The organism is Caballeronia udeis, assembly GCF_044909315.1.
In the GTDB taxonomy this organism is placed as follows: domain Bacteria; phylum Pseudomonadota; class Gammaproteobacteria; order Burkholderiales; family Burkholderiaceae; genus Caballeronia; species Caballeronia udeis_A.
This window is the reverse complement of record NZ_JBIYEB010000013.1, coordinates 213,172-236,908: the sequence shown is the minus strand read 5'-3', so window position 1 is coordinate 236,908 and position 23,737 is coordinate 213,172. Positions and strand designations below refer to the sequence as shown.

Annotated in this window: 14 protein-coding genes; 9 read left to right on the top strand and 5 right to left on the bottom strand. The window is 62.1% G+C overall.

What is annotated here, in order from left to right:
- The first annotated feature begins 151 nt into the window (after positions 1-151).
- Together ABH944_RS21885 and ABH944_RS21880 are read left to right on the top strand one after the other, a co-directional pair.
- Complete coding sequence (locus ABH944_RS21885) at positions 152-1,117, top strand: glycosyltransferase family 2 protein (RefSeq protein WP_404608482.1); 966 nt, start codon at positions 152-154, stop codon at positions 1,115-1,117.
- Positions 1,118-1,436: 319 nt separating this feature from the next.
- On the top strand, positions 1,437-4,373 hold the full coding sequence (locus ABH944_RS21880) for a patatin-like phospholipase family protein (protein ID WP_404608483.1): 2,937 nt from the start codon (positions 1,437-1,439) through the stop codon (positions 4,371-4,373).
- A 44-nt stretch (positions 4,374-4,417) separates the two neighbouring features.
- Here the strand turns inward: ABH944_RS21880 and ABH944_RS21875 are convergent, their stop codons facing one another.
- Positions 4,418-5,629, bottom strand: coding sequence for an acyl-CoA dehydrogenase family protein (locus ABH944_RS21875; protein WP_404608485.1), 1,212 nt, complete (start codon positions 5,627-5,629; stop codon positions 4,418-4,420).
- A 270-nt stretch (positions 5,630-5,899) separates the two neighbouring features.
- Here ABH944_RS21875 and ABH944_RS21870 point away from each other — a divergent pair, with 270 nt between their 5' ends.
- From ABH944_RS21870 to ABH944_RS21860, 3 genes are all read left to right on the top strand, one after another.
- Positions 5,900-7,078, top strand: coding sequence for an acyltransferase family protein (locus ABH944_RS21870; protein WP_404608487.1), 1,179 nt, complete (start codon positions 5,900-5,902; stop codon positions 7,076-7,078).
- Between the two features lie 203 nt (positions 7,079-7,281).
- Positions 7,282-8,532 (top strand): metal-dependent hydrolase family protein, encoded by a 1,251-nt coding sequence (locus tag ABH944_RS21865; RefSeq protein ID WP_404608488.1) that lies wholly within the window; start codon positions 7,282-7,284, stop codon positions 8,530-8,532.
- A 46-nt stretch (positions 8,533-8,578) separates the two neighbouring features.
- Complete coding sequence (locus ABH944_RS21860) at positions 8,579-9,958, top strand: MFS transporter (protein WP_404608490.1); 1,380 nt, start codon at positions 8,579-8,581, stop codon at positions 9,956-9,958.
- Between the two features lie 27 nt (positions 9,959-9,985).
- Here the strand turns inward: ABH944_RS21860 and ABH944_RS21855 are convergent, their stop codons facing one another.
- From ABH944_RS21855 to ABH944_RS21840, 4 genes are read right to left on the bottom strand one after another with little or no spacing between them, the layout of a single operon-like run.
- Positions 9,986-14,167, bottom strand: a complete 4,182-nt coding sequence (locus ABH944_RS21855; RefSeq protein WP_404608491.1) for a bifunctional nitrate reductase/sulfite reductase flavoprotein subunit alpha — start codon at positions 14,165-14,167, stop codon at positions 9,986-9,988.
- 28 nt (positions 14,168-14,195) lie between these two features.
- Positions 14,196-14,543, bottom strand: coding sequence for a nitrite reductase small subunit NirD (gene nirD / locus ABH944_RS21850; RefSeq protein WP_404608492.1), 348 nt, complete (start codon positions 14,541-14,543; stop codon positions 14,196-14,198).
- Between the two features lie 31 nt (positions 14,544-14,574).
- Positions 14,575-17,115 carry a nitrite reductase large subunit NirB gene (nirB, locus tag ABH944_RS21845; RefSeq protein WP_404608494.1) on the bottom strand — a complete coding sequence of 847 codons (2,541 nt, stop codon included), beginning with the start codon at positions 17,113-17,115 and terminating at the stop codon, positions 14,575-14,577.
- A 13-nt stretch (positions 17,116-17,128) separates the two neighbouring features.
- Entirely contained in the window at positions 17,129-18,457 is a 1,329-nt protein-coding gene (locus ABH944_RS21840) for an MFS transporter (RefSeq protein ID WP_404608496.1), read from the bottom strand.
- A 719-nt stretch (positions 18,458-19,176) separates the two neighbouring features.
- Here ABH944_RS21840 and cobA point away from each other — a divergent pair.
- The 4 genes from cobA to ABH944_RS21820 all read left to right on the top strand — a co-directional run bounded on the left by cobA (position 19,177) and on the right by ABH944_RS21820 (position 23,492).
- The gene (gene cobA, locus ABH944_RS21835) at positions 19,177-19,989 is read left to right on the top strand and encodes a uroporphyrinogen-III C-methyltransferase (RefSeq protein WP_404608498.1); all 813 of its coding nucleotides are present in this window, start codon (positions 19,177-19,179) and stop codon (positions 19,987-19,989) included.
- A gap of 109 nt (positions 19,990-20,098) precedes the next feature.
- Complete coding sequence (locus ABH944_RS21830; RefSeq protein WP_404608499.1) at positions 20,099-20,674, top strand: ANTAR domain-containing response regulator; 576 nt, start codon at positions 20,099-20,101, stop codon at positions 20,672-20,674.
- A gap of 10 nt (positions 20,675-20,684) precedes the next feature.
- On the top strand, positions 20,685-21,836 hold the full coding sequence (locus ABH944_RS21825) for a CmpA/NrtA family ABC transporter substrate-binding protein (RefSeq protein ID WP_404608501.1): 1,152 nt from the start codon (positions 20,685-20,687) through the stop codon (positions 21,834-21,836).
- 321 nt (positions 21,837-22,157) lie between these two features.
- Positions 22,158-23,492, top strand: coding sequence for a YihY/virulence factor BrkB family protein (locus ABH944_RS21820; RefSeq protein WP_404608503.1), 1,335 nt, complete (start codon positions 22,158-22,160; stop codon positions 23,490-23,492).
- Positions 23,493-23,737 lie beyond the last annotated feature (245 nt).

Genomic DNA, 23,737 nt, shown 5'->3' with positions numbered 1-23,737 from the left:
CGAAATAAATGCGCAACCGTATAAAACCAACAACGCCACCCTTACGCAGTCTTTCAACTTACGCAGACTTTCAATAATCCGACGCCACTATTCGCGGTTTAACCCGAATATGCCCGGTCGATCCAATCATTCAGCCTACGGTGAAGACATCATGCGACAGACCAAGATCTCTATTTGCCTGCCAACGTGCAATCGACCCGAACTGCTGATGGAATCGCTCACCTCGTGTCTTGCCCAAACTCACTCGAACATCGAAATAGTCATTGGCGACGATTCCAGCGATACCCGTACGCGCAACCTGATCGATACAACCTATTTGCACGAAACGCGCATCTCTTATGTCAAGAATGAACCGCCGCTTGGGCAGGCAGACAATATCGCCAGTCTTTTCGAGCGGGCGACGGGCGATAAAATCCTGCTTATCCACGATGACGATGCGCTCAAACCCGACTGTATAGAACGCCTGCTGTCCGTCTGGAACCTTCACCCGGACCTGGAAATCGCATTCGGCGACCAATATCAAATGGACGATACCGGGCGCGTGGATATCGAAGCCAGCCGTAAGCTCAATACGGATTACCACCGCACGGAAGCCGTGACCGGGCTGCAAGACAATCCGGGGCGCACCGGCCTGATCCAGATGATGCCGAACAACGGTTGGCTCGCCAATGCGGATCTGGTCAAGAAAATCAGCTACCGGAAGCAGTACGGCATTGGCTGTGAATTCGTGTTCGGCGCGCAGATCTGCATTGCAGCCACGAAGGTGTATTACCTCAAGGAATACGTGTCGTTTTATCGGAAGACCGATGTCTCGATGTCCAAGACCACGGCACGCTCCACCACCGCTGCGGCCGTATTGGCGTACGACTTCCTCAAGTCGCTCAAGCTGGACAGCAGCCTTGAGTCCGCGCGCGAACTGGCGCTCAAGCGGATCGTGCCCATTGTCGTGTCGGTGTACGCACGCAACCACCAACCCATGCAGGGCCTCAGCATCGCGCTTGCGCATCTGTATGCGTACAACTACGGGCTCAGCAAACGCCTCTACTTCCACCTGATGCTGATCCTCAAGGGATTCGCCAGCACGGAAAGCTACAAAAGCAGCACGCAGAACGGATGAAGCAAGACAGCTTCCGTCACGTCAGGATTCAAGCTCGAACTCATCACGTGCCCGGGCTTGAATCCCTATCGCCCGGCTTCTCCATCCCCCTCGCTTTTTCCCCTCGTTATTTCCGCCGATACCGACCAACGCACTCCTGCGTCGTCGCGAAACCTCCCACACGTAAAACACTTTGCAGTACATTCGTCAGGCGCCGCGATAACCGGACCACCAGAACACCGTCCGGGCATTGTTCTGACAATTAGGCGTTACAAACACCGAATGCGCATCCAGGCACTAAGAGCGTCCGACTCACGAAAGTCTTTCGGGAAAATCCGCCATGCTGAATCTCATCGCCTGTTTGTTCGGACGCCGTATGCCCGCAAAGCGCCGCCCCTTGCTTCCGGCGGCGCCCCCCGCCGCCAATGCCGAAGACCATGCCTCCTCCATGTTGCCACCGGACTTCATCGGCATCGAGATCGCACAAGCGCGGCGTCACAGGCAGGCGGTCGGGCTCGACCCGCTGCCTGAGGAGCATTCCGGCAACCCGCACGATGCCGCCGCCATACCCGGCCTCGCCATCTCGGGCGGCGGTATTCGCAGCGCGGTATTTTCACTCGGCGTCCTGCAAGCCATGGCGGATCAGCAAGTGCTGAAACACTTCAGCTATGTATCCACGGTATCGGGGGGAAGCTACATCGGGGCGTTCTATGGCAGCCTTTTTGTTCCCGATACCTTGCGCGCCGGCGGCACGCAAGCGCCACCAAGCGAGTTTGAGACACGAGCGCAAAAGGCTGCCGATACGCTGGGTCCCAAGGCGTCCGCCAGCAAGGCCGCCTCGGTCACGCCCATTTCGTACCTGCGCGATAACTGCAACTACCTCGTGCCGAACGGCATGAGCGACGTGCTGCAATCCGTTGCCTTCTCGCTGCGAAACTGGTTCGCGTTGCAATATGTCATAGGGGTGTCGCTGCTGACCATCCTGCTCTGGATCAGCCTCGCGAATTACACGATCTTCCACTTCGCCAGCTTCGCCGATCATTGGCACCCGCTGCTCAAATCAGTTCCGGGCCTGCTGGCGCTGGCCATTTCCATCCTGCTCATTTCACCGCTGAGCCGTGCATACTGGCTCACGCAAAATCTCGCTCAGGGCACACATCCTATCTACAAGGTATTGCCTGCCGCCTCGCTGGTGCTGGTGACCCTGATCGCCCTGGTCAGCGTGGAGATCAATCGGCCAGGGACCATCCTGCCGGTGCATTCCGCGGTGGGCTCATCGGCCGCCAGGGATTATTCGTTTATTGGCATCGGTTCATGGTTCGTGATCCTTACCGAAATTCTCGCTGTCCTGGCGTTCGCTATAGCATGGATCTTCGTGAACAGCAACGCGTCGCCGGGAACGTCGGGCATGGCGTGGCGCGCTGGTCCCAGAGCTAAGCCCGCATCCCGCCTCGACAGCCGCGCATTCGCGGACCGCCTGCGCAACGCATTGACGAACGCGTACACCACGCCGCTTCGCTTCGGCCGTCATCGCTTCTTTTCCGGTCCCATCCAGGTCATGATCTGGGCAGCCGCGATCGCGGCCATTGATGCGATCGGTCAGATAGGCTACGCATGCGCGCCCGTCTTCGCTCACCACTTTTTTGGCGCGGGCACCGCTTCGCAAGCGTGCGCGTTCGCGTTCGCGACGTCGAGCGAACCCGCAACAGCAACCACTACCGCTGCCGCCACCACTACCACCGATGCTTCATTCGTGCCTGCTTCGCTTGGCGTACTGGCAAGTTCCGGCGCGGCGATCTGGGCGGCGGCCAAGTTCCTTTTGTCCCAGGGCAGCACCGTCACGAACCGGCTGATGAAGGTACCGCGGATCGTGCTTGCCACGGTCGCCGCCATACTCGCCGCCTTGCTCACGCTGACGTTCTGGTCGATCGCCGCCCGCGCCGTCGCTGCCGCATTGAAGCACTATGCAGACAAGTCCACGCTCCTCGACCGGCTCCCGGGCACCTTGCAGGATGCCAATCACAACGGCCTGCTGTTCCTTGGAGCCACCTGCTGCGTCATACTGATCCTCGCGATCATTGATGGCCTCTGCATCCAGTTTCTCAATCTCTCGACTTACCAGCGCTTTTACAGCACGCGCCTCACGCGTGCATTTATTGGCGCGACGAATAGCGTACGGCTCGACCAGGCGAACCGCCGCGACGTCACGTCGCTCGTTCCCGGCGACAGCATTGCGATGGGCCAGTATTACCACGGCCTGAGTTGTGCGCCGGTCCATCTGATCAACACCACGGTCAACAAGACCATCGACTGGAATTCGTCGCTGGTGCAGCGTGGTGCGCGCGGCATGATCATGAGCGTCGGGCCGGCGGGCATGACCGTTGGCGCAAAACTGGGCGTGCTGCAATGCGAATGGAATCGCGCGAACGACATCTCCACGCCCGCTTCCCACATCCTGTCCGGTCACCCGACACCGGGCATCTGGCTCGAGTCAATGATGCTGGGCGACTGGATCGCGATCTCAGGCGCGGCGGTGAGCACCGGACTTGGACAAATGACGCATCCGGGTTATTCACTGCTGCTGGGCATTGCCAACATTCGCCTTGGGTACTGGTGGGACACGTACTCCGCGCCCCTTCGCCGGGGCAGGGCGAGCAACCCGCGCAGACGCGTACCGATTCCGGACAACAAGGATCCCAGGCACCCTTTTCGCGAGAAGGTGTTCGGCACGCAGTTCTGCCTGACCAGCGAACTGCTCGGACAGTTCGACGGACCGCGAGGCAGGCGCTGGTATCTGACGGACGGCGGTCACTTCGAGAATACCGGTGCATACGAATTGCTGCGCCGCCAACTGGCGTTCATCGTCATCTTCGACAACGGTTGCGATCCAGGCTATCAGTTTGATGATCTGGCTAACCTGACGAGGCGGGTTCGCGTCGACTTCGGTATCGAGATTTATGAATCATCGTGCGAGATCACTTCGCCCGATGGCTTGAGGCTGAACCCACGCATGATTGCGAAATCATTCGATGATTTCGCGAAAGACCCGGCCTACCTCGCGATTCGCCTGATGGTTGCGTTTCCGGACGGGCGCGCTGGCCAGATCCTCGCGATCAAACCGCGCCTGAGCGCGGCCGCCCCTCATGACGTCCGTCAATACAAGAGCACGAGCCCCGATTTCCCGCATGAAACAACCGCTGACCAATTCTTCGACGACGTTCAATGGGAATCGCATCGCGCGCTCGGGTACTCGCAAGCACGCGCGTTGTTCGGATGATCGGGACTGGTCAGTCGCGAGCCTGGGCAGGTTTTCAGCCTCGGCTAGCGGCCGTCAAGCGCAGAAAGCGTGTCGCGTTTGATCTTCTTCGCGATCGACCACTTATGGACTTCAGTGGGGCCGTCGTAGATGCGAAACGCACGAATCTCGCGGAACACTTGCTCGACCACCGTGTCGCGGGATACGCCGGTGCCGCCCATGACCTGAACGCAGCGGTCGGCCACTCGGAACAGCGCGTCGGCCACGGCAACCTTTGCCATTGAGCTTTCCGATGTACCCAATGAACCGCCATCGAGTACGGCTGCGCACCAGTCGATCATCAGTTCCGCCTGCTGCAGGTCAATCACGTTTTCCGCGAGCATGAAGCCCACGCCTTCGTGATCGATCAGCAACTTGCCGAATGCGCGGCGCGTGCAGGCGTATTGTGTCGCGATCTCATGCGCGCGTGTGGTCGCGCCATGCCAGCGCATGCAATGCGACAGCCGTGCGGGCGACAACCTGATCTGCGCATACTTGAACCCTTCGTGCGCTTCACCCAGCACCTGGCTGTCCGGCACGCGCAACCCGTTGATGCGCACCACCGCGTGACCACCTGGCATCGAACTGTCGATCGTGTCGAGAATGCGCTCGAGATGAATAGCGGGATGCGGCAGGTCGACAAGAAACATGGTCGCCCTGACCTTGTCATCGCCGTCTTCGCCGGTGTTGCTGCGCGCCATCACAATGCCGACCGATGCCCCTTCAGCACCGGTAATGAAGGCCTTCGTACCTTCGATGACCCAGTGCTCGCCGTCGCGTCTGGCCGTGGTCTGCAACATGGAAGGATCAGAACCCGCGCCGCCGTCGGACGCGGGTTCGGTCATGAAGAAAGCCGAGCGCGCATGACCCGCTACTAGCGGCGCAAGAAATCGTTCCTTCTGCACGGCAGTGCCGATCTTGCCAATCAGGTACATGTTGCCTTCGTCCGGCGCGGCGGTATTTACTGCAACGGGGCCAAGCGGCGACAAGCCTGAGCGCTTCAGGACGGTTGCAGTTTCAAGCTGTGTGAGGTGGTCGCCTCCGTCCAGGATATGCGGCGTAAGGACGCCTGCAGCCCGCGCCTTGCCGCGCAGTTCCCCCACCAGTTCGTCGCTCGGGCCGTGACTGCTGCAACGCGGATCGCGTTCATAAGGGATTACCACCGTACGCACAAAATCTTCCACCCGCCGGGCAATTTCGTTCGCGCGCTCTGTTTGTACAACGTCCACGCTGCTCATGCAGGTCTCCTTTAGTCGATAGATAGCGGGGCGGCCGACCGGCAATTAATGCAGATCATGCGGCTCATGCGGCTCATGCGGCGGTCGAATTGTCTGAAGACAATCATAGCCTTGTTCGAGCGCTCGTTCGCTACACCGCGTAGTGGCATTGAATACCGCCAAAGTAACGGAGCAGTCCGCCAATTGCATCTTACGAGTGCTGCCGGACATTGATCGTGTCTGCGCGGTGATACGCTGCCCAAGCGATAAAACGTCAAAACGGGAGGCACAGTGCGCGCGCCGATAGACCAGTCTGGCGGTTCCCTACCCGCGTTGACCAGCGTCCGCTTCCTTGCCGCCATCACGGTGGTTGTTTCGCATTACTCAGAACTGGGTCTGCTCCGCCTCCCGTCGCAGGTCTTCGATTTCGTCGATGGCGGTCGTCCCGCCGTTTCCCTGTTCTTCGTGCTGTCCGGATTTATCCTCACCTTTACCTACCGCGATCAACTGCCGGTCAAGGGCCCTCGGCCCTTCTATCAGGCGCGGTTCGCCCGTATTTATCCAGGCATATTGCTTGCCTTGGCGTTGTGCGTTCCGACCACGCTGTACCTGCTCAGCGGCAACGATCCGTCATTGCTTGCGCAATGGTATGCGCTCAAGAATCACGTGTACCTGTCATTGGGCGTGAGTCTGGTCTGCCAGTTGTTATTGCTGAATGCGTGGTTCCCGTTCGCTGCCGTGAACCAGCCCTGGAACGGACCGTCCGACAGCGTTTCGTGTGAAGCGTTTTTCTATCTGATGTTTCCGCTCATGCTGCGGAAAATGATGTCCATGCGCCTGGCGTGGCTGACATTTGCCTGCATCGGCTTCTTCCTGATGCAGGGACTCTGGATCGTGTTCCTGCAAACCTTCCTGCCGCTGTCGCGCAGCGGCTTCCTTGTCGTCGGGCTGCCGCTGACCCGCCTCTTCGAATTCGTTGCCGGCATCTATGCCGCCATCCTGTTCCACCAACTGCGCGCACACGGTGTGAGCCGGCACGCATTGGGCATCAAACTCGTCAGCGGCGCGTTGATCGCCCTGACGGTTCTTGGGGTATGGCGGCCAGTTTCTCCCGCGTTCTACCTCGCCTCACCGTGGTTCGCCGCGTTGATCCTGGGACTGGCGCTGCTCGAGCGCCCGGTGATCAACGTCCTGAATCGACGGACATTCATCAGACTGGGTGAAGCAAGTTATTCGCTGTACCTGATCCACGTGCCGATTGCCTATCTCGCGTATATAGCGGGATTCAGGCAGTCGAATGGCTGGATCGCGATGTTGTTCGCCGTCGTGGCGAGCCTCCTGATCTTCAGGTTCTACGAAGAACCCCTGCGCAAGCGCATCCGGACACGATTCTCGGCCATTGCAAAGCCAGTCGATAAAACGGACCGCATGAGTGCTGTGTTCGCCTCGCCAGCCTCCAAAGAAAACTAGGCGAGACCCCGCATCGCGCAGAGCTCGGTGATGGCGGAACCCCTACCGCTTGTCTCCGCTCTTTTCCTTATGCAATTAATGACACGCTGGCGTGCTCGCCCGGGCGCGGCGTATAGTTTGCTGCACGTGCAGTCCAAGCCCACGCTGGCGCGTCCACTCCTGCAGTCCGCGCCCCCGGATTCCACCTTCCAAGGAGAGTCGCGATGACGTCGGTGTTGTTTCGCAACGGTGCGCTGCTGGACCCGTTGCAGCCAGAACTTATTCCCGGCCATGAGGTGCTGGTCGAAAACGGGCTAATCAAGGAAGTATCCGACCGGCCAATCAAATCCGCCGGTGCCCGTGTGATCGATTTGAAAGGCAAGACAGTGATGCCCGGCCTGATCGATCTCCACGTGCATGTCATCGCCATCGAATTCAACCTCCCCCGCGTGATGACCTTGCCCAACGTGCTCGTCACGCTGCGCGCCGTCCCGTTGATGCGCGCGATGCTGCGGCGAGGCTTCACCACTATTCGCGACGCCGGCGGTGCAGGCTACCCATTCAAGCAGGCGGTGGAAGCCGGACTGGCGGAGGGCCCCCGCATGTTCGTCTCCGGCCGCGCGCTGAGCCAGACCGGCGGTCACGGCGACATGCGCACGCGCAGCGACTACATGCCACCGGACGCACCCTGCGGATGCTGCGTCCGCGTAGGCGCCCTCACGCGGGTAGCGGACGGCGTTGACGAGGTGCGCCGCGCCGCGCGCGAGGAACTCCAGATGGGCGCCGACCAGATCAAGATCATGGCGTCGGGCGGCGTGGCCTCGCCGACCGACCCCGTCGGCGCATGGGGATACTCCGAGGACGAAATCCGCGCGATCGTGGCAGAAGCGCGCGGCCGCCAGACCTACGTGCTGGCCCATGCCTACACACCGGACGCCATTGCACGCGCGGTGCGCTGCGGCGTGCGCACGATCGAGCATGGCAATCTCATCGACAACACCACCGCCCGCCTGGTGGCGGAACACAATGCCTTCGTGGTCCCCACGCTGGTGACCTACGAAGCACTCGCCAGCGAGGGCGGCAAATACGGGCTGCCCGAGGCGAGCCTCGCGAAGGTGGCCGACGTGCATGAAGCCGGCCTCAGGTCCCTCGAGATCATGAAACACGCGGGCGTGCGCATGGGCTTCGGCACGGATCTGCTCGGCGAATCGCAGCGCCTGCAAAGCGATGAATTCCGATTGCGCGCGGAGGTTTTATCGCCGGCCGAAGCCATCGCAAGCGCAACGGTAACAGGCGCCGACGTGCTCGGCATGACCGATAAACTCGGCCGCCTCGTGCCGGGCGCATTCGCCGATCTGCTGGTCGTGGACGGCAATCCGCTGCGATCCATAGACTGCCTGCTCGGTCAGGGCGAACACATTCCGTTGGTAATGAAGGGCGGCCATATCCATTTCGACGAACTCGAGCACGCTTAAACACCCAGCCGAATCCGTTCACTCCTTCCAGCGAGGCGCGTTACCCATGTCGACGATTTCCGCCCGTATCGAACGCATGCCGTTTTCGTCCTTTCATCGACGGCTGCTGCTGATGGGCGGTCTCGGTTACACCTTCGACGCAATGGACGCCGCCGTGCTCGCGTTCCTGCTGCCGGTGCTGCGGACGCAGTGGTCTCTCAGCAGTGTGCAAACGGGTGTGCTCGGCAGCGGCACGTTCATCGGCTATTTCCTGGGTGCGATGCTCGCGGGCATTCTCGGCGACCTGATCGGCCGGCGCCGCGTGATGATGGTCGCGCTGGTGATCTACTGCGTCGCGTCGCTGGCCAGCGCAACCGCGCACGACTGGCCGTTTTTTCTCGCGACACGCATTGTGGCCGGACTTGGCACGGGCGCCGAAAGCGCGATCGTTGCGCCGTTCCTGTCGGAGTTTGTCGCGCGGCGGTATCGCGGTTCATTCACGGGCAGTCTGGCCGGCTTCTTCTCATTTGGCTTCGTGGCGGCTGCGCTGCTCGGTTATTTCGTGATCCCGCTGGCGCCGAACGCATGGCGCGTGGTCATGGTGATCACCGCGCTGCCGATCGTGATGTTGCTCTGGTGGCGGCGCGCGTTGCCCGAATCGCCGCGCTGGCTCGTCGCACGCGGGCGGCACGCCGAGGCCGAGGCGATCGTCGCGAAAGCGGAAGCCGAGTTGATGGCCGCAGGCGTGAAACTCGAACCCTTGCCGGAAACTGACGCGGCGGCCGCGGCGGAGGTTCCCATTGCAGCCGAACGGGCTTCGGCGCTCGCGAATGTGAAGGCGCTCTGGTCACGCAAGCTCGCACGCATCACCACCATGACGTGGCTCATGTGGTTGTCGATCACCTTCAGTTATTACGCTTTTTTCACCTGGATTCCGAGTCTGCTCGTGCAGAACGGCATGACGATCACACGCAGCTTCTCGTACTCGCTCGTGATCTACCTTGCGCAGATTCCGGGCTATTTCTCAGGCGCCTGGTTGAACGAGAAGATCGGCCGGCAGGCAACCATTGCATCGTATATGGTGCTCGGAGGCGTCTCGGCGCTGGGTCTTGCGCTCACGCGCAGCGACGCGGGCATCATGCTGTCCGGTGTGCTTCTGTCGTTCTTCATGAACGGCACCTATGCGGGTGTCTATGCCTACACGCCCGAGGTTTTTCCAACCGATGTCCGCGCGACCGGGGCGGGCCTGGCGTCATCGATCGGCCGGCTGGGTGCGATCGCCGCCCCTATTCTGGTCGGGTATGTGTATCCGTTGCTGGGCTTTCCAGGCGTGTTTGGCACAACCACGTTCGTGCTGCTGATCGGCGCGGCAGCGGTGGTGCTGATGGGCGTGCCGACGCGTGGCCGCTCGCTTGAAGACATCGCCGCGCAGCAGTTGCGCGGTTAGGGAAATGGCGGGGCTTTCGCGCGAAACTCAATACACGTCACGTACATAACGCTTGTCCCTGACCATGTCACTGACGTATTCCTGAGCCTTGTCGTCGCTGATGCCTGCGTGCCGGGCAACGACTGACTTGAGCGCTGCGTCGACATCGCAGGCCATGCGGCTTGCGTCGCCGCAGACGTAGAAATGCGCACCGGCCTCAAGCCACGACCATAGTTCCGCGCCATGCTCACGCATGCGGTCCTGCACATAGATCTTGTCGGCCTGATCGCGCGAGAAGGCAAGATCAAGACGGTTCAGCAGACCCTTGCGGCGCATGTCGTCGAGTTCATCGCCGTAGTAATAGTCCGTGGTCGCATGCTGCTCGCCGAAGAACAGCCAGTTGCGACCGGTGTCGCCTCGCGCGAGGCGTTCGTGCAGGAAGCCTCTGAAGGGGGCCACGCCCGTCCCGGGCCCGACCATGATCATGGGTGCATCGCCGCTATGAGGAAGACGGAAATGCGCCGACTTCTGGATGAACACCGGCACGCTGACATCCACCGCACGATCGGCGAGAAAGGTCGAGGACACGCCCTTGCGATGACGCCGGCCATTGTTGTACCGGACCGCCGACACGGTCAGATGTATCTCGTCAGGATGTGCCTTCGGACTCGATGCGATCGAGTACAGACGCGGCTGCATGCGCCTGAGCATGCCAACGAGTTCCCCGGCTGACAGCTCCACCGGGAATTCATGCAATACGTCGGCCAGCTGCTGGCCCCATAGCCATTTCTTCAGGTCCGGCTTGCTGTCTTCGCGCAGCAGCCTGCTCAATGGACAGTCCGCACCCCCTGCACCGTTGCGCGTCCGGGCGGCGATGAACGCCAGCGCGTCGTGATTCGGGCGGGCAATTTCGTAGTGCTTGCCCAGCGCATCGGCCAGCCGCATCTCGCCCACGCCTGCCACGTTGACAGCCATATCCGCCTTGAGACCGCTCAGGCCGATGAGTTCATCGACCAGTTCAGGGCAGTTGCTCGGCCAGACGCCGAGCGCATCGCCAACCTCGTAATCAAGCCCCGCTCCGGCCGTGGCCAGCGAGAAATAGCGCGTGTCTTTCGTCGCGCCATGTTTGTTGAGCCGCAGGTTCTTCACCAGCCGCGACGCCGCCGGATGGGACTTCGAGGGCACCGTGCCGGGCAGCACGGCCGGAATCATGCCGTCGGCCGGGACCGCATGCAGCGCCGCATCCTCTTCCTTGATCCGCGCGACAATCCGCTCGATCCATGCGTCGGCAGCGGGCTGGTATTCGGCATCGCAATCGACACGCTCCAGCAAACGGATCGCTCCGCGTTCGCGCAAACGGGCATCGAGCTTGCGGCCGTGGCCGCAGAACGCGTCGTAGTTGCGATCGCCGAAGGCCAGCACGGCGTAGCGCACGCCATCCAGACGCGGGGCGTTGTCGGCACTGATCCCGGTCCAGAAACCCTGGCCGTTGTCCGGGGCATCGCCGTCACCGAACGTGCTGGTCATCAGCAAGACGTACTGTGCCTTTGCCAGGTCCGAAACCGCGTAGTCAGCCATGCAGGTGGTCCGTATCTCAAAGCCGGACTCCATCAATTGCGTCGCGTATCGCTCGGTCAAGGATTCGATATTCCCCGTCTGCGATGCCCACAGTAAAACCACTTTCGGCCGCGCCCGTGCGATCCGGACGGAGGACTCGGCGGTGGTCGCGGCCGTCGGCGGAAGCACTTCCACGCGGCTGAAGAGGCCCGCGAGAACACCATCAAGCCAGAGCCGCGTAACGGGACCCACGGGTGCACCAAGCGGCAAGGCCGGAACCCCGCCCGCTGCCCGGCCCTGGATCGAGCGCAAGCCGCTCATGAAACCGGCGACGTAGGTGCGTTCGGTCTCGCTGAGTTCGGGGGGCGGTGTTTCCGGAATCCCGAGCAGCGTGGCAAGGGCATCAATACGGGACATGTCCAGTTCCTGGGTCGTACGGGCGTGATCGGCGGCAACGGGCCCGGTGTGCTCCGGGTTGGCCGTATCGTCACGCGTTTCGGGATTCACCGCGTCCGCTTTGGGCGCCACACGGCTGAGCGCAACGGCGCAGAACTTGAATTCCGGCTGTTGCGAGATTGGATCGATCGCATCATTCGTCACGGCGTTGATGCAGAGATCTTCGCCAAATACATCGTTCCAATGCATGGGGGCAAAACAGTTGCCCGCACGAACGCGATCGGTGACGACCGCCGGCAAGACAGCGCGGCCCCGGCGGGAGCGAATCTCGACTGCATCCTTCGCCTTGATCCCCAGCGACGCCGCATCTTCAGGATGAATCTCCACGAACGGAGCGGGGTTCAGCTTGTTCAGCATGGGCACCTTGCCGGTCTTGGTCATGGTGTGCCACTGGTGCTGCAAGCGTCCGGTATTCAGCACGATGGGCCGTTCACTGTCCGGCATTTCCGCGGGCGACACATGCGGACGTGCAAAGAAGACCGCCTTGCCGCTTGATGTGGGAAAGGCCAGGCGTGGGCGGCTGCCGTCCGGCATTTGCCTGAGCGTCTGGCTCACGCCGTTGTTGATGTAACGAACCGGATTTCGATCGGCCGCGGCGTCCGGCGCACAAGGCCATTGCAACGGCGTTTCGCGCAGGCGTTCGTGACTCGCGCCGCGCAAGTCGTAGCCCGTCTTGAGATTCGACGCCCGCGCGATCTCCGCGAATACCTCTTCCGCCGATGCATAACTGAACGCATCGGCGAAACCCATTTCACATGCCACGCGCGCGATGATCTCCCAGTCCGGCAACGCGGCGCCCGGCGGGGCGATCGCTTTCTGCGTGAGCGTCATGTTGCGCTCGGAATTGATCATCACCCCTTCGGCCTCGGCCCACAGCGCACCGGGCAAAAGGACGTCGGCGTAGCGATTGGTTTCGGTATCGAGGAACGCGTCCTGTGCAATGATCAGTTCCGCCGCCTGCAAACCCGCGACCACAGTCTGCCGGTTCGCCACGCTTGCAACCGGATTGGTGCAGATGATCCAGCAGGCCTTGATCTCGCCCGCCACCATGCGCGAAAACATATCCACGGTGCCTTGCCCAAGCGTTGTCTTGAGCGTCCCCGCCGGAACGCCCCACAGGTCTTCCATGAAAGCCCTGTCCTCCTCGACAAGCACCGAGCGCTGCCCGGGCAATCCGGGCCCCATGTAACCCATCTCGCGCCCGCCCATGGCATTGGGCTGGCCGGTGAGCGAGAACGGGCCGCTGCCGGGACGGCATATCTTCCCGGTCGCGAGATGCAGGTTGCAGATGGCGTTGGTGTTCCAGGTGCCATGCGTGCTCTGGTTGAGACCCATGGTCCAGCAGCTCATCCACTCGGGCGCCTCGCCCATCCATTGCGCCGCGCGGCGAATGTCCGCTTCGGGGATCCCGGTGATCCCGGCCACCTTGTCCGGCGAAAAGTCTTCCAGGAAGGCGGGCATTGCGTCCCAACCCTCGGTGGACCCGGCGATGAAATCAGCATCGGTATGACCGTTCCGATGCAGCAGATAAAGCAGGCCATTGAGCAACGCGAGATCGGTGCCCGGCCTGATCTGCATGAAGAGACTGGCTTTGTCCGCGGTGCCGTTGCGACGCGGGTCCACCACGATCAGCTTCGCCCCGGCCTTCACGCGATCCATCAAACGCAGGAACAGGATCGGATGGCAGTCGGCCATGTTCGCGCCGATCACGAAAAACAGGTTGGCCCGGTCGATGTCCTCATACGAGCCGGGCGGACCATCGGCGCCCAACGAGAGCTTGTAGCCGCTGCCGGCGCTCGCCATGCAAAGCCGCGAATTGGACTCGATATTGTTGGTGCCGACAAACCCCTTCGCGAGCTTGTTGACGAGGTATTGCGCCTCGATCGACATCTGGCCTGACACATAGAACGAAAGCGCGTCCGGGCCATGCTCGTCAAGCAAGCCGCGCAGACGGCGAGCGGTGTCCGACATTGCCTGCGCCATGGGCAGCGGGATCGGGTCCTGATCGCGCTCGCGGCGAATGAAAGCGCACTCCAGACGGCCGGACTTGCGCAAGACCACATGGGCCGACGAGCCCTTCGTACAGAGGCGTCCGAAGTTCGCCGGATGCTCCTTGTCCCCGGAGACCTTGACCACCTCGCCCTTCTCGACATGCAGCACCATGCCGCAGCCAACGCCGCAGTACGGGCACACGGTTTTTACGCTGCCTGAAATCATGCCGGGCACACGGATGCGCTTGACGAGGTCATACCGCGACCCACACCTGCCCGTCCTCCACGCGCGCGGCAAAAGCGTTGACCGAGTTCGCCGGTATCTCAAGGCATTCGCCCGTGCGAAGGTCGTAGTGATGCTTGAAGATCGGCGATGCCACCACAATGCGATCGCCCAGATTGCCGATCAGTCCGCGCGACAGGACCGACGCCTGTGAGCCCGGGTCGAAGTTATCGATTGCGAACACGCTGGGATTGCCATCCGGCAGATGAAACACGGCGACTTGCTCGCCGTTGATGAGGGCACAGACGCCGGTGTTCGGCACGATGTCGTCGAGCGGGCACACAGGCACCCATGAGTTTGAGATTCGATCGTTGTTCATGATGATGTCCTCAGTGTGGGTGATGTGCACTTCAAACCGTCTCGACAACCACCGGAATATCGATCCGCTTCAATTGCCGTTCATTGGGCGTCGCGGGACGGATCTGGCCACGCTCCTCGACAAAACTCACGTTCGCATCCGCTTCGTCGCTGTTCACGAAATGGCGGAAGCGCTTGCGGGTGTCCGGATCGGTGACGGCCTTTTTCCACTCGCATTCGTAGGTGTCGACCACGTGCTGCATTTCCGTTTCGAGTTCCTCGGCAAGCTGAAGCTTGTCGTGCACCACGACGTCGACCAGGTACTCGAGCCCGCCTTCCAGGTTGTCGCGCCACACGCTGGTGCGCTGCAGGCGGTCAGCGGTGCGGATGTAGAACATCAGGAAACGGTCGATGTACTGGATCAGCGTAGCGCGGTCCAGATCCGATGCAAGCAACTCGGCATGACGCGGTTTCATGCCGCCGTTACCGCACACGTAAAGGTTCCAGCCCTTCTCTGTCGCAATCACGCCGATGTCCTTGCCTTGCGCCTCGGCACATTCGCGCGTGCAGCCGGAGACGCCGAACTTGATCTTGTGGGGCGTGCGCAGACCCTTGTAGCGGTTCTCTATGTCGATCGCGAGACCGACCGAGTCGCCCACGCCATAGCGGCACCAGGTCGATCCCACACATGACTTCACGGTCCGCACCGACTTACCGTACGCGTGACCTGATTCGAAGCCGGCCGCGATCAGTTCTTCCCAGATCAGCGGCAACTGTTCAACCCGCGCACCGAACAGGTCGACACGTGCCCCGCCTGTCACCTTGGTGTACAGGCCGTACTTCTTTGCGACCTGCCCAACCGCGATCAATCCATCGGGCGTGACCTCGCCACCCGGCATCCGTGGGACGACGGAATACGTGCCGTCGCGCTGGATGTTGGCAAGGTAGTAGTCGTTCGAATCCTGCAGGCTTGCATGCTCTTTCTTCAGCACGAACTCGTTCCAGCACGAGGCAAGAATCCCGGCGACTGCCGGCTTGCAGATATCGCAGCCAAGACCGTGGCCATGCTTCGCGAGCAACGCACCGAATGTCTCGATGCGCTCCACACGCACCATGTGATAAAGCTCTTGCCGCGAGTAAGGGAAGTGCTCGCATACGTGGTTGTTGACCGCGAACCCCTGCTTTTTCATCTCGGCCTTCATGACCTGCGTGACGAGCGCCACGCAGCCGCCGCACGAACTGCCGGCCTTGGTCGCGGACTTCAACGCGCCAATGCTGGTGGCGCCCGCGCCTACCACTTCGCATATGCGCCCTTTCGACACGTTGTTGCACGAACAGATCTGCGCGGCTTCGGGCAGCGCCTCGACACCGAGGCCCGGCTTCTGCTTGCCGTCGGACGAAGGGAGGATCAGGAATTCCGGTGCATCCGGCAACGCGATGCGATTCAGCATCATCTGCAACAGCGTGCCGTATTCACCCGCGTCACCGACCATCACGCCACCGAGCAAATACTTGCCGCACTCGGACACCACCAGCTTCTTGTAGACCTGCTTGCGTTCATCGCTGAACTGGTATGCACGGCTGCCGGGCGTCTTGCCATGCGCGTCGCCAATGCTCGCCACGTCCACGCCCATCAGCTTCAACTTCGTGCTCATGTCCGCGCCGGTGAAACCAGCCAGCTCACCCAGCAATTGTTTCGCGACAACACGCGCCATGTCGTAGCCGGGCGCGACCAAGCCGAAGATCTGCCCGTTCCAGAGTGCGCATTCGCCGATCGCGTAGATATCGGCGTCGCTCGTGCGGCAGGCGTCGTCGATCACAATGCCGCCGCGCGCACCCACCTCGAGGCCGCTTACCCGCGCAATCTCGTCACGCGGACGGATGCCGGCGGAGAACACGATCATGTCGGTGTCGAGATGCGTTGCGTCCGCAAACTCCATGCGGTGCGTGCCGTCCTCGCCATCGACAATGGCTACCGTATTCTTCTGCGTATGAACCGTCACGCCCAACTCTTCAATCTTGCTGCGCAACACGCGTGCGCCGCTGTCGTCGACCTGCACGGCCATCAGGCGCGGCGCAAACTCGACCACGTGCGTCTGCAGGCCCATGTCGCGCAGCGCCTTGGCGCACTCAAGCCCCAGCAGTCCACCCCCCACGACCGTGCCCGTCTTCGAGCGCGCGCCGCATTCCTTCATCGCTTCGAGGTCTTCGATGGTGCGGTACACAAAGCAGTCGCGACGCTCATTGCCGGCGACCGGCGGCACGAACGGATAAGAGCCGGTAGCGAGCACCAGTTTGTCGTACGCCAGCACCTCGCCGGTCGACACGGTGACGGTATGCGCCGTGCGATCAATCGACACAGCCTTCGCATTGAGTTCGAGCCGCACGTTCTCACGCTCGAAGAATCCCGCCTCGACCAGCGACAGGTCCTGCGCCGTTTTTCCCGAGAAGAATTCCGACAGATGCACGCGGTCGTAAGCCGGCCGAGGTTCCTCGCATAGCACGGTGATATCGAGTCCATGCGATGTTTTCCCGGCAAGGCATTCGAGGAGTTTATGGCCGACCATGCCATGGCCGATGACGACGATTTTCATGATCAGGACGCTCTCAATTGGCAATGCTGTTGTTGATACCCAATGCATCTGTACGCAGCGCGTCTTCGCGTTCCTTGTGCTCGGAACTGAAGCGCACCGCGAGTGCGCACAACGCGGACAACGTGACCAGCACGCCCAGCATGGCGAGCGTCTGCTGGACATTGCCGAAGCCCTTCATCAGGAAGCCGGCCGCCACCGCGCCCACGTTGCCGCCCGCGCCAATAATCCCGGCCACGCCGCCGAGCGCCTTGCGGTCGATGAATGGCACGAGCGCGTAGGTCGCGCCACAAGCCATATGCGTGAACAAGCCAAAGCTCAGCATCGCGACCACGGCGAGCGCCGCGCTGTCCGCATGCGAGAACCAGAGAAGGCCGAGCCCTTCGCCTGCGATCAGCGCGAACAGCAAGGTGGAGCGGACGCCAAGGCCACGACGTGCAGCAGCCTTGTCCGAGAGCCAGCCGCCGAGCGCGCGGGCAAACAGGGCGAGCAGTCCAAAGCTGCCGGCAGCGACACCGGCGGCTTTCAGCGAGAGATGGAAGTGATCGACGTAATAGATCGCGGCAATGTTGTGGATGAACACCTCGACGCCAAAGCAAGCCGCATAGGTGACGAACAGCATCCACACGCGGTAGTTTGCGCAGGCCGCGCGAAAGCTCGCCCAGCCGCCCTTCTTGCCCCCGTCGATGCTGATGCCCTGCGCGCGCAACTGCGTGAAGTTGCCTTGCGGGCAGTCCTGCGTGAAGCGCCAGTAGAACCAGGCCATGACCGGCATCGCCAGTCCGGGAACCACGAGCGCGAGGCGCCATGCGGAAGCGTCTCCTGCACCGAGCGCAAGCATGCCCGCGAGCAGCAGCGGCACCAGCATTTGCGCCGCGCCGGCGCCGGCGTTGCCCCAGCCCGCGCTGGTCGCGTTCGCCGTGCCGACCACGTTCGGCGCGAACATCACGGATGTGTGGTACTGCGTAATAACGAAGCTCGCGCCCACCGCACCAATGCCAAGGCGGCACAGCAGGAAGCTTTCGTACCCGCCCGAGAGCGCGGCGCCGAACACGGGAAGCGCGCCCGCGAGCAGCAGCCCCGTATACACCTTGCGCGGACCGTAGCGGTCGCACATCGGGCCGATGATGAGCCTCACCAGGATCGTCGCGGCAACGGCGGCAATGTTGATATTCGCAACCTGATCGATGGACAGGCCGAACTCGCGCTTGATCAACGGCATCAGCGGCGCGCAGGCGAACCACGCAAAGAAACAGACAAAGAATGCCATCCACGTGAGGTGGAAAGCACGCATCGGCGCCGTGCGCAGGCTGAATAGATCGATCCGGGTTGCTTTGTCTGCCATTGTTTTTCCACAAAACAAAAAGGCGTCCCGTGAACCCAGCCGATGACTGAGTTCAGGGGACGCCGTTGTCCAAAAAGCCCGTCATGGGCTGCTACTGAAACCTTGCGATGAAACTGGACCGCCGTTGATCCATGGACGCTTCAAATGCAAGCCCTATGCCATGAATGCCAACACCATGTCCGGCGGGCGTTTGCCGCCGGCAGCGCATTTTCAGCTTGTTGCAGGCGACGCATTTTGATGCAGCGCCGCACAGTCACGGTGCGGCGCAGCACTGTCCGCGTGCGGATGGGACTGCGCTTGGCGCGTGCTGGCCAACCAGTGCACGCAGCCGAAAAAGAGTTGTGTTCGTGTTGTCCTGCATGAGGGGCGCGGCTTCGCGAGAGCGCTCGCGTCGCTGTTGCCATGGCTCATCGCCGGGCGCGCCAGAACCCTATTCGTCTGGCCTGGATATTGCCTATGTCCTGCTGTGCGCGGCAACGATGTCGGGCGCTTGGATAACACAGTCTTATCGATCGAATGCCGGTGGTATGGACTACACCGATGACTCAGGACAACGGCGTCCCTTCGTGCAGGAGCACGAGCGGATGCCGTTTTTTCGTTGGGGCGCCGTGTTGTCGCGCCGTGCGGCTCATTATGGTCTTCGCTCTTTCCAGCAACGCGGCGGCGCTTGCGCTTCTCAAGCGTAGTCAAGCGCAATCAAGCCGCCAAAGGACATCACGATGACAACTGGCAAGGTCACTTTGCTTAGCGCCGGTCCCGGCGACCTGGACCTGCTCACGATCAAAGCCGCCAAAGCACTCGCGGCCGCGGATATCGTGCTGCTGGACGATCTCGTCAATCCCGGGATCGTGTCGCTTGCACCTCGCGCCCGCGTGATCCGTGTGGGCAAGCGCGGCGGCTGCAAGTCGACGCCGCAAGCCTTCATCCAGCGGCTGATGCAACGTTATGCGGGCAAGGGCCTGCACGTGGTCCGCGTGAAGGGCGGCGACGCCCTGCTGTTCGGACGGGCGGGCGAAGAGATCACGGCACTGAGGCACGCGCAGATTCCCGTGGAGATCATCAACGGCATTTCGTCGGGCTTTGCAGCGGCCGCGAGTCTTGGGATATCGCTCACGCATCGCGAGCATTGCCAGGGAGTGACCTTCGTTACGGCGCACAAGCAGGATCATGGCGAACCGAATTGGGCCGCACTCGCTGCGACCGGCACGACGCTCGCGATCTACATGGGCATGACGCGCATCGAAAGCCTCTGCCAGGCGTTGCTCTCGGCGCTGCCGGCGTCCACCCCCGCCGCCGTGGTTCAGTGGGCGGCTACAGCATCCGAGCGGCGCTGGCTTGGAACCCTGGACCGCCTGGCTATCGACCCAGTGAAGGAAGGTCTGGAAAGCCCCGCCGTGATCCTCGTTGGCAATGCTGTTGGTGAAGCGGTAGATTGGGTGACTCACCATGAGACCCGCGCTTGTGCCGGGGACGCGCATGCCGCCTTCAACACGTGGCAAGACGTCACCGGCACGGTGCAGCATGCAGCCTGACCGATGCAAATCGCATCAAGCGCAAGCGGCCGTTGTCGGGCGCGCTGACCGGCCGCCGCTGAGCATTGCAGCAGGCTGTCCATGTATGCAATATCCCGGCGCCTGACCCATGCTTCGTGTGCTCCTGGTCACCGATACCGACAAGCCCATTGGCGATCTTCGCCAGGCGCTCGCACGCCTGGGCTACGAGATGCTGGCCGAGGTGGCGACCCCTGCGGCATTGCCGAAAGTGGTGGAAGAGCAGCGCCCGGATGTAGTCATCATCGACACTGAATCACCCTCACGCGATACGCTCGAACAGCTCGCCGTGATGAACGAAACCGCGCCGCGCCCGGTCCTGATGTTCAGCAATGATGCCGACCAGAAACTGATTCACGCGGCGGTCAGCGCGGGCGTGAGCGCTTATCTTGTCGAAGGGCTGGAAGCAGCGCGGCTTGCACCCATCCTCGAAGTCGCTCTCGCGCGTTTTGCACGCGAGGAGCAATTGCGCAAGCGGCTCGCTGAAGCCGAGAACGAACTGGCGGACCGCAAGCTGATTGACCGGGCCAAACGCCTGCTGATGGATCGGCGCAAACTGTCCGAGCCGGAGGCGTACGCCATGCTCCGCAAGCGCGCGATGGACCAGGGAATGAAGCTTGCCGAGGTCGCGCGCCAGTTGGTGTCGATGGCCGATTTATTGGGGTAGCCCGCACAACATGAACACGCCCGAAGCCACTTTGAACCGCGCCTCCGATCAACCCGAGAAGACCCACATCCGCCTGGGTTTCGTGGCGTTGAGCGACGCCGCTCCGCTCGCGGTTGCGAAGATTCTCGAGTTCGGCCACAGCCACGGCCTGACGCTCGAGCTGTGCCGGCAACCTTCGTGGGCCGCCGTGCGCGACAAGCTTTTGTCCGGCGAGATCGACGCGGCGCACGCGCTTTATGGCCTCGTGTATGGCGCGCAACTGGGTATTGGCGGACCGCAGGGCGACATGGCCGTGCTAATGGTGCTGAACCGCAATGGCCAGGCAATCACGCTGTCGAACCGGCTGGCCGTTGCGTTTAACGAAAGCGGCAATTTGAAGGAGGCGCTCGCGTCGCTCGGCCGCCCCCCGGTCTTCGCACAGACGTTTCCGACCGGCACACATGCGATGTGGTTGTACTACTGGCTCGCGGCTCTTGGCGTGCATCCGCTGCGCGACATTCGCAGCATTGTGATTCCTCCGCCGCAAATGGTCGATGCACTGGCCGAGGGCCAGCTCGACGGATTCTGTGTCGGCGAGCCGTGGAATGCGGTTGCCGAGGCGCGTCACGCGGGCAGGACCGTCGCTGTCACGAGCGAGATCTGGCCGGACCACCCTGAAAAGGTGCTCGCCAGCCGGCGCGATTTTGTCGCGCTTTACCCGAACACGGCCCGCGCGCTAATCCAGACCATGCTGGAGGCGTGCCGGTGGCTCGACAGCCCTGCGCATCGCGCCGACATCTCGACGTGGCTCGCGGCGCCCGAGCTGACCGGCGTAGCGCGGGAACTGATCGCCCCTCGGCTGCTTGGCGAGTATGACGCGGTGCAATTCCCTGGCCGGCCGCTCCCCGTCAGTTTCTTCGATGAAGGCGCCGTCAACTATCCGCGGACGTCCGACGGCTTGTGGTTCCTCACGCAATATCGCCGATGGGGTTTGCTGAGCGGGGACCACGACGACGCCGCAATTGCATCGGCGATCAGCCAGACAGCGTTGTATCGTGAGGCGGCTACACTGGCAGAGGTTCGTGTCCCCGACGAAATTCGCTCGGACGTGCTGGTCGACGGGCGAGTCTGGGACGGACAGGACCCGGTGGCTTACCTCAACGGCTTCGCCTTGCGCGCCTGATGCCGGCTGCAACCGCCCGGCCATGCGCGTACGTATGTACCTGCATGACCTCCCCCTCCACGAGCTCATTCCCGCGCCGATTGGGAAACACAGCGTGCTTCTACGCGGAACACACGCCACGATTTATGACGAAAGTGCGCGCCAAAGACATGCGACTGGCCTATCAGCCGTCTTTCGATTGCCAGAGTACGGCGGGATGACGGATGCTTCGGGATCCCGGCACGCTGTGGTGTGACTAAAAGCGTGCCGGCCGTGGAACGCATCGTGCTTCGACGGATTGCAAACCGCCACGTCATCACCATCATCGTTTTCGAGGTTTCCATGAGCACCTTGTCCACCGAGAAAATTCAAGCTGTGGTGAAAAAGGACGCATCCTGGGTGATGGGCGCGCTCAGGAAATTCGGCGAGGACCGCTGTGCCGCCATGGCCGCGAGCATCGCGTTCTACTCCGCATTTTCGCTGGCGCCAACGCTCGTCATGGTGATCGCGGTGGCCGGCTGGGTGTTTGGAGCCGACGCGGCGCGCGGCCAGTTGTTCCATCATGTCAACGGACTGCTGGGGGATCAGGCGGCTGCAAGCGTGCAGAGCATTGTCGAGAATGCCCACCGCAGCGGTGGCACCGGGGTGGCGGCCGTGATCTCGTTCGTATTGGTGGCGGTGGGCGCATCGGCGACATTTTCATCACTCAACACTGCGCTGAACCTGGTGTGGCCGCTGACCGGCGAGCAGAAATCGAGCGTTTTCGCGTTGGTGCGGGTGCGGCTGATCTCTTTTGGCCTGGTGCTGGGCGTGGCGTTCCTGCTGATCGTCTCGCTCGTCCTCGATACCGCCATCCAGGCCGTAGGCCAATGGCTGTGGGGCAATTCACCGTTCGTCGTGATCGGCGACATCGCGCAACTGGTGGCCGGACTGTTGATTCTCTCGCTCGCGTTCGGCGCACTCCTGAAGTTCCTTCCCGATGGCCGGGTGGAGTGGCGGGATGCACTCGTCGGCGGGTTGGTTGCCGCCATCCTGTTTTCAGTCGGCAAAAAGCTGTTTGCGTTTTACCTGACACACGCCGGCACAGCGAATTCATTCGGCGCGGCCGGCTCGCTCGCCGTCCTGCTGATGTGGCTGTACTTCTCGGCCGCGGTGCTGCTGCTTGGCGCGGAGTTTTCGGCAGCCAGGGCTCGTTTGCACGATCCACGCGGGGCGTGGGGTCAGCAAAGCAGCCGGGTCCCGCCGGGCAGCCGCGCCAAGATCGGCTCAATGCTGGCGGGCTCCACGGTCCCCGGAGCGGGTCGCACGGACGCCGACGACCCCGGGACCACGAAACCCTTCACGGTCGTGCCGGGACGCACGCGAGCATCGATCGAACGGCGGGCCGAGCGATCGCAGCATCTGACGCAGCAGGCGCGCCAACGGGTATCGGCGTTAGGTACCGCGTTGAATCTGAGCCGCAAGCTGGCCCGCGCGGAGACCGCTGCCACGCGGGTGACAGCGCAAGCCATGCTGGATTGCGGGCGCAAGGCGGTGCAGGCGAATGGTCTGGTGAAACAGTATCCGTGGCGAGCCGTGTTGCTGGCCGGCGGTGCAGGTCTGGCGCTCGCGCTGCTTACCGGCCGCGAAACGAGCCGTGAAATAGGCCGCGGCCAGCCCGCGGCAAACGAGGAATAACGCCGGCGAAGCGGGCGCGATCAAGAGCGGGAGCAGGAACGAACTCAAGTTCCGAGGTGCGATCCACAATGCCGCAGTTTTCCGTGTCAACAGCTTGACTGTCTGAAACTTCCTCAAATTGCGTGAGCCAGTCGAGTCGGCGCGGTGCAGTACCTTTCTTGCGCCAAATGCAAAAATGACGCTTTCAATGAGTAAGGGTGTCGGTAATACACAACACGCGAACTCGCCTCGAGGCGTCGGACTCT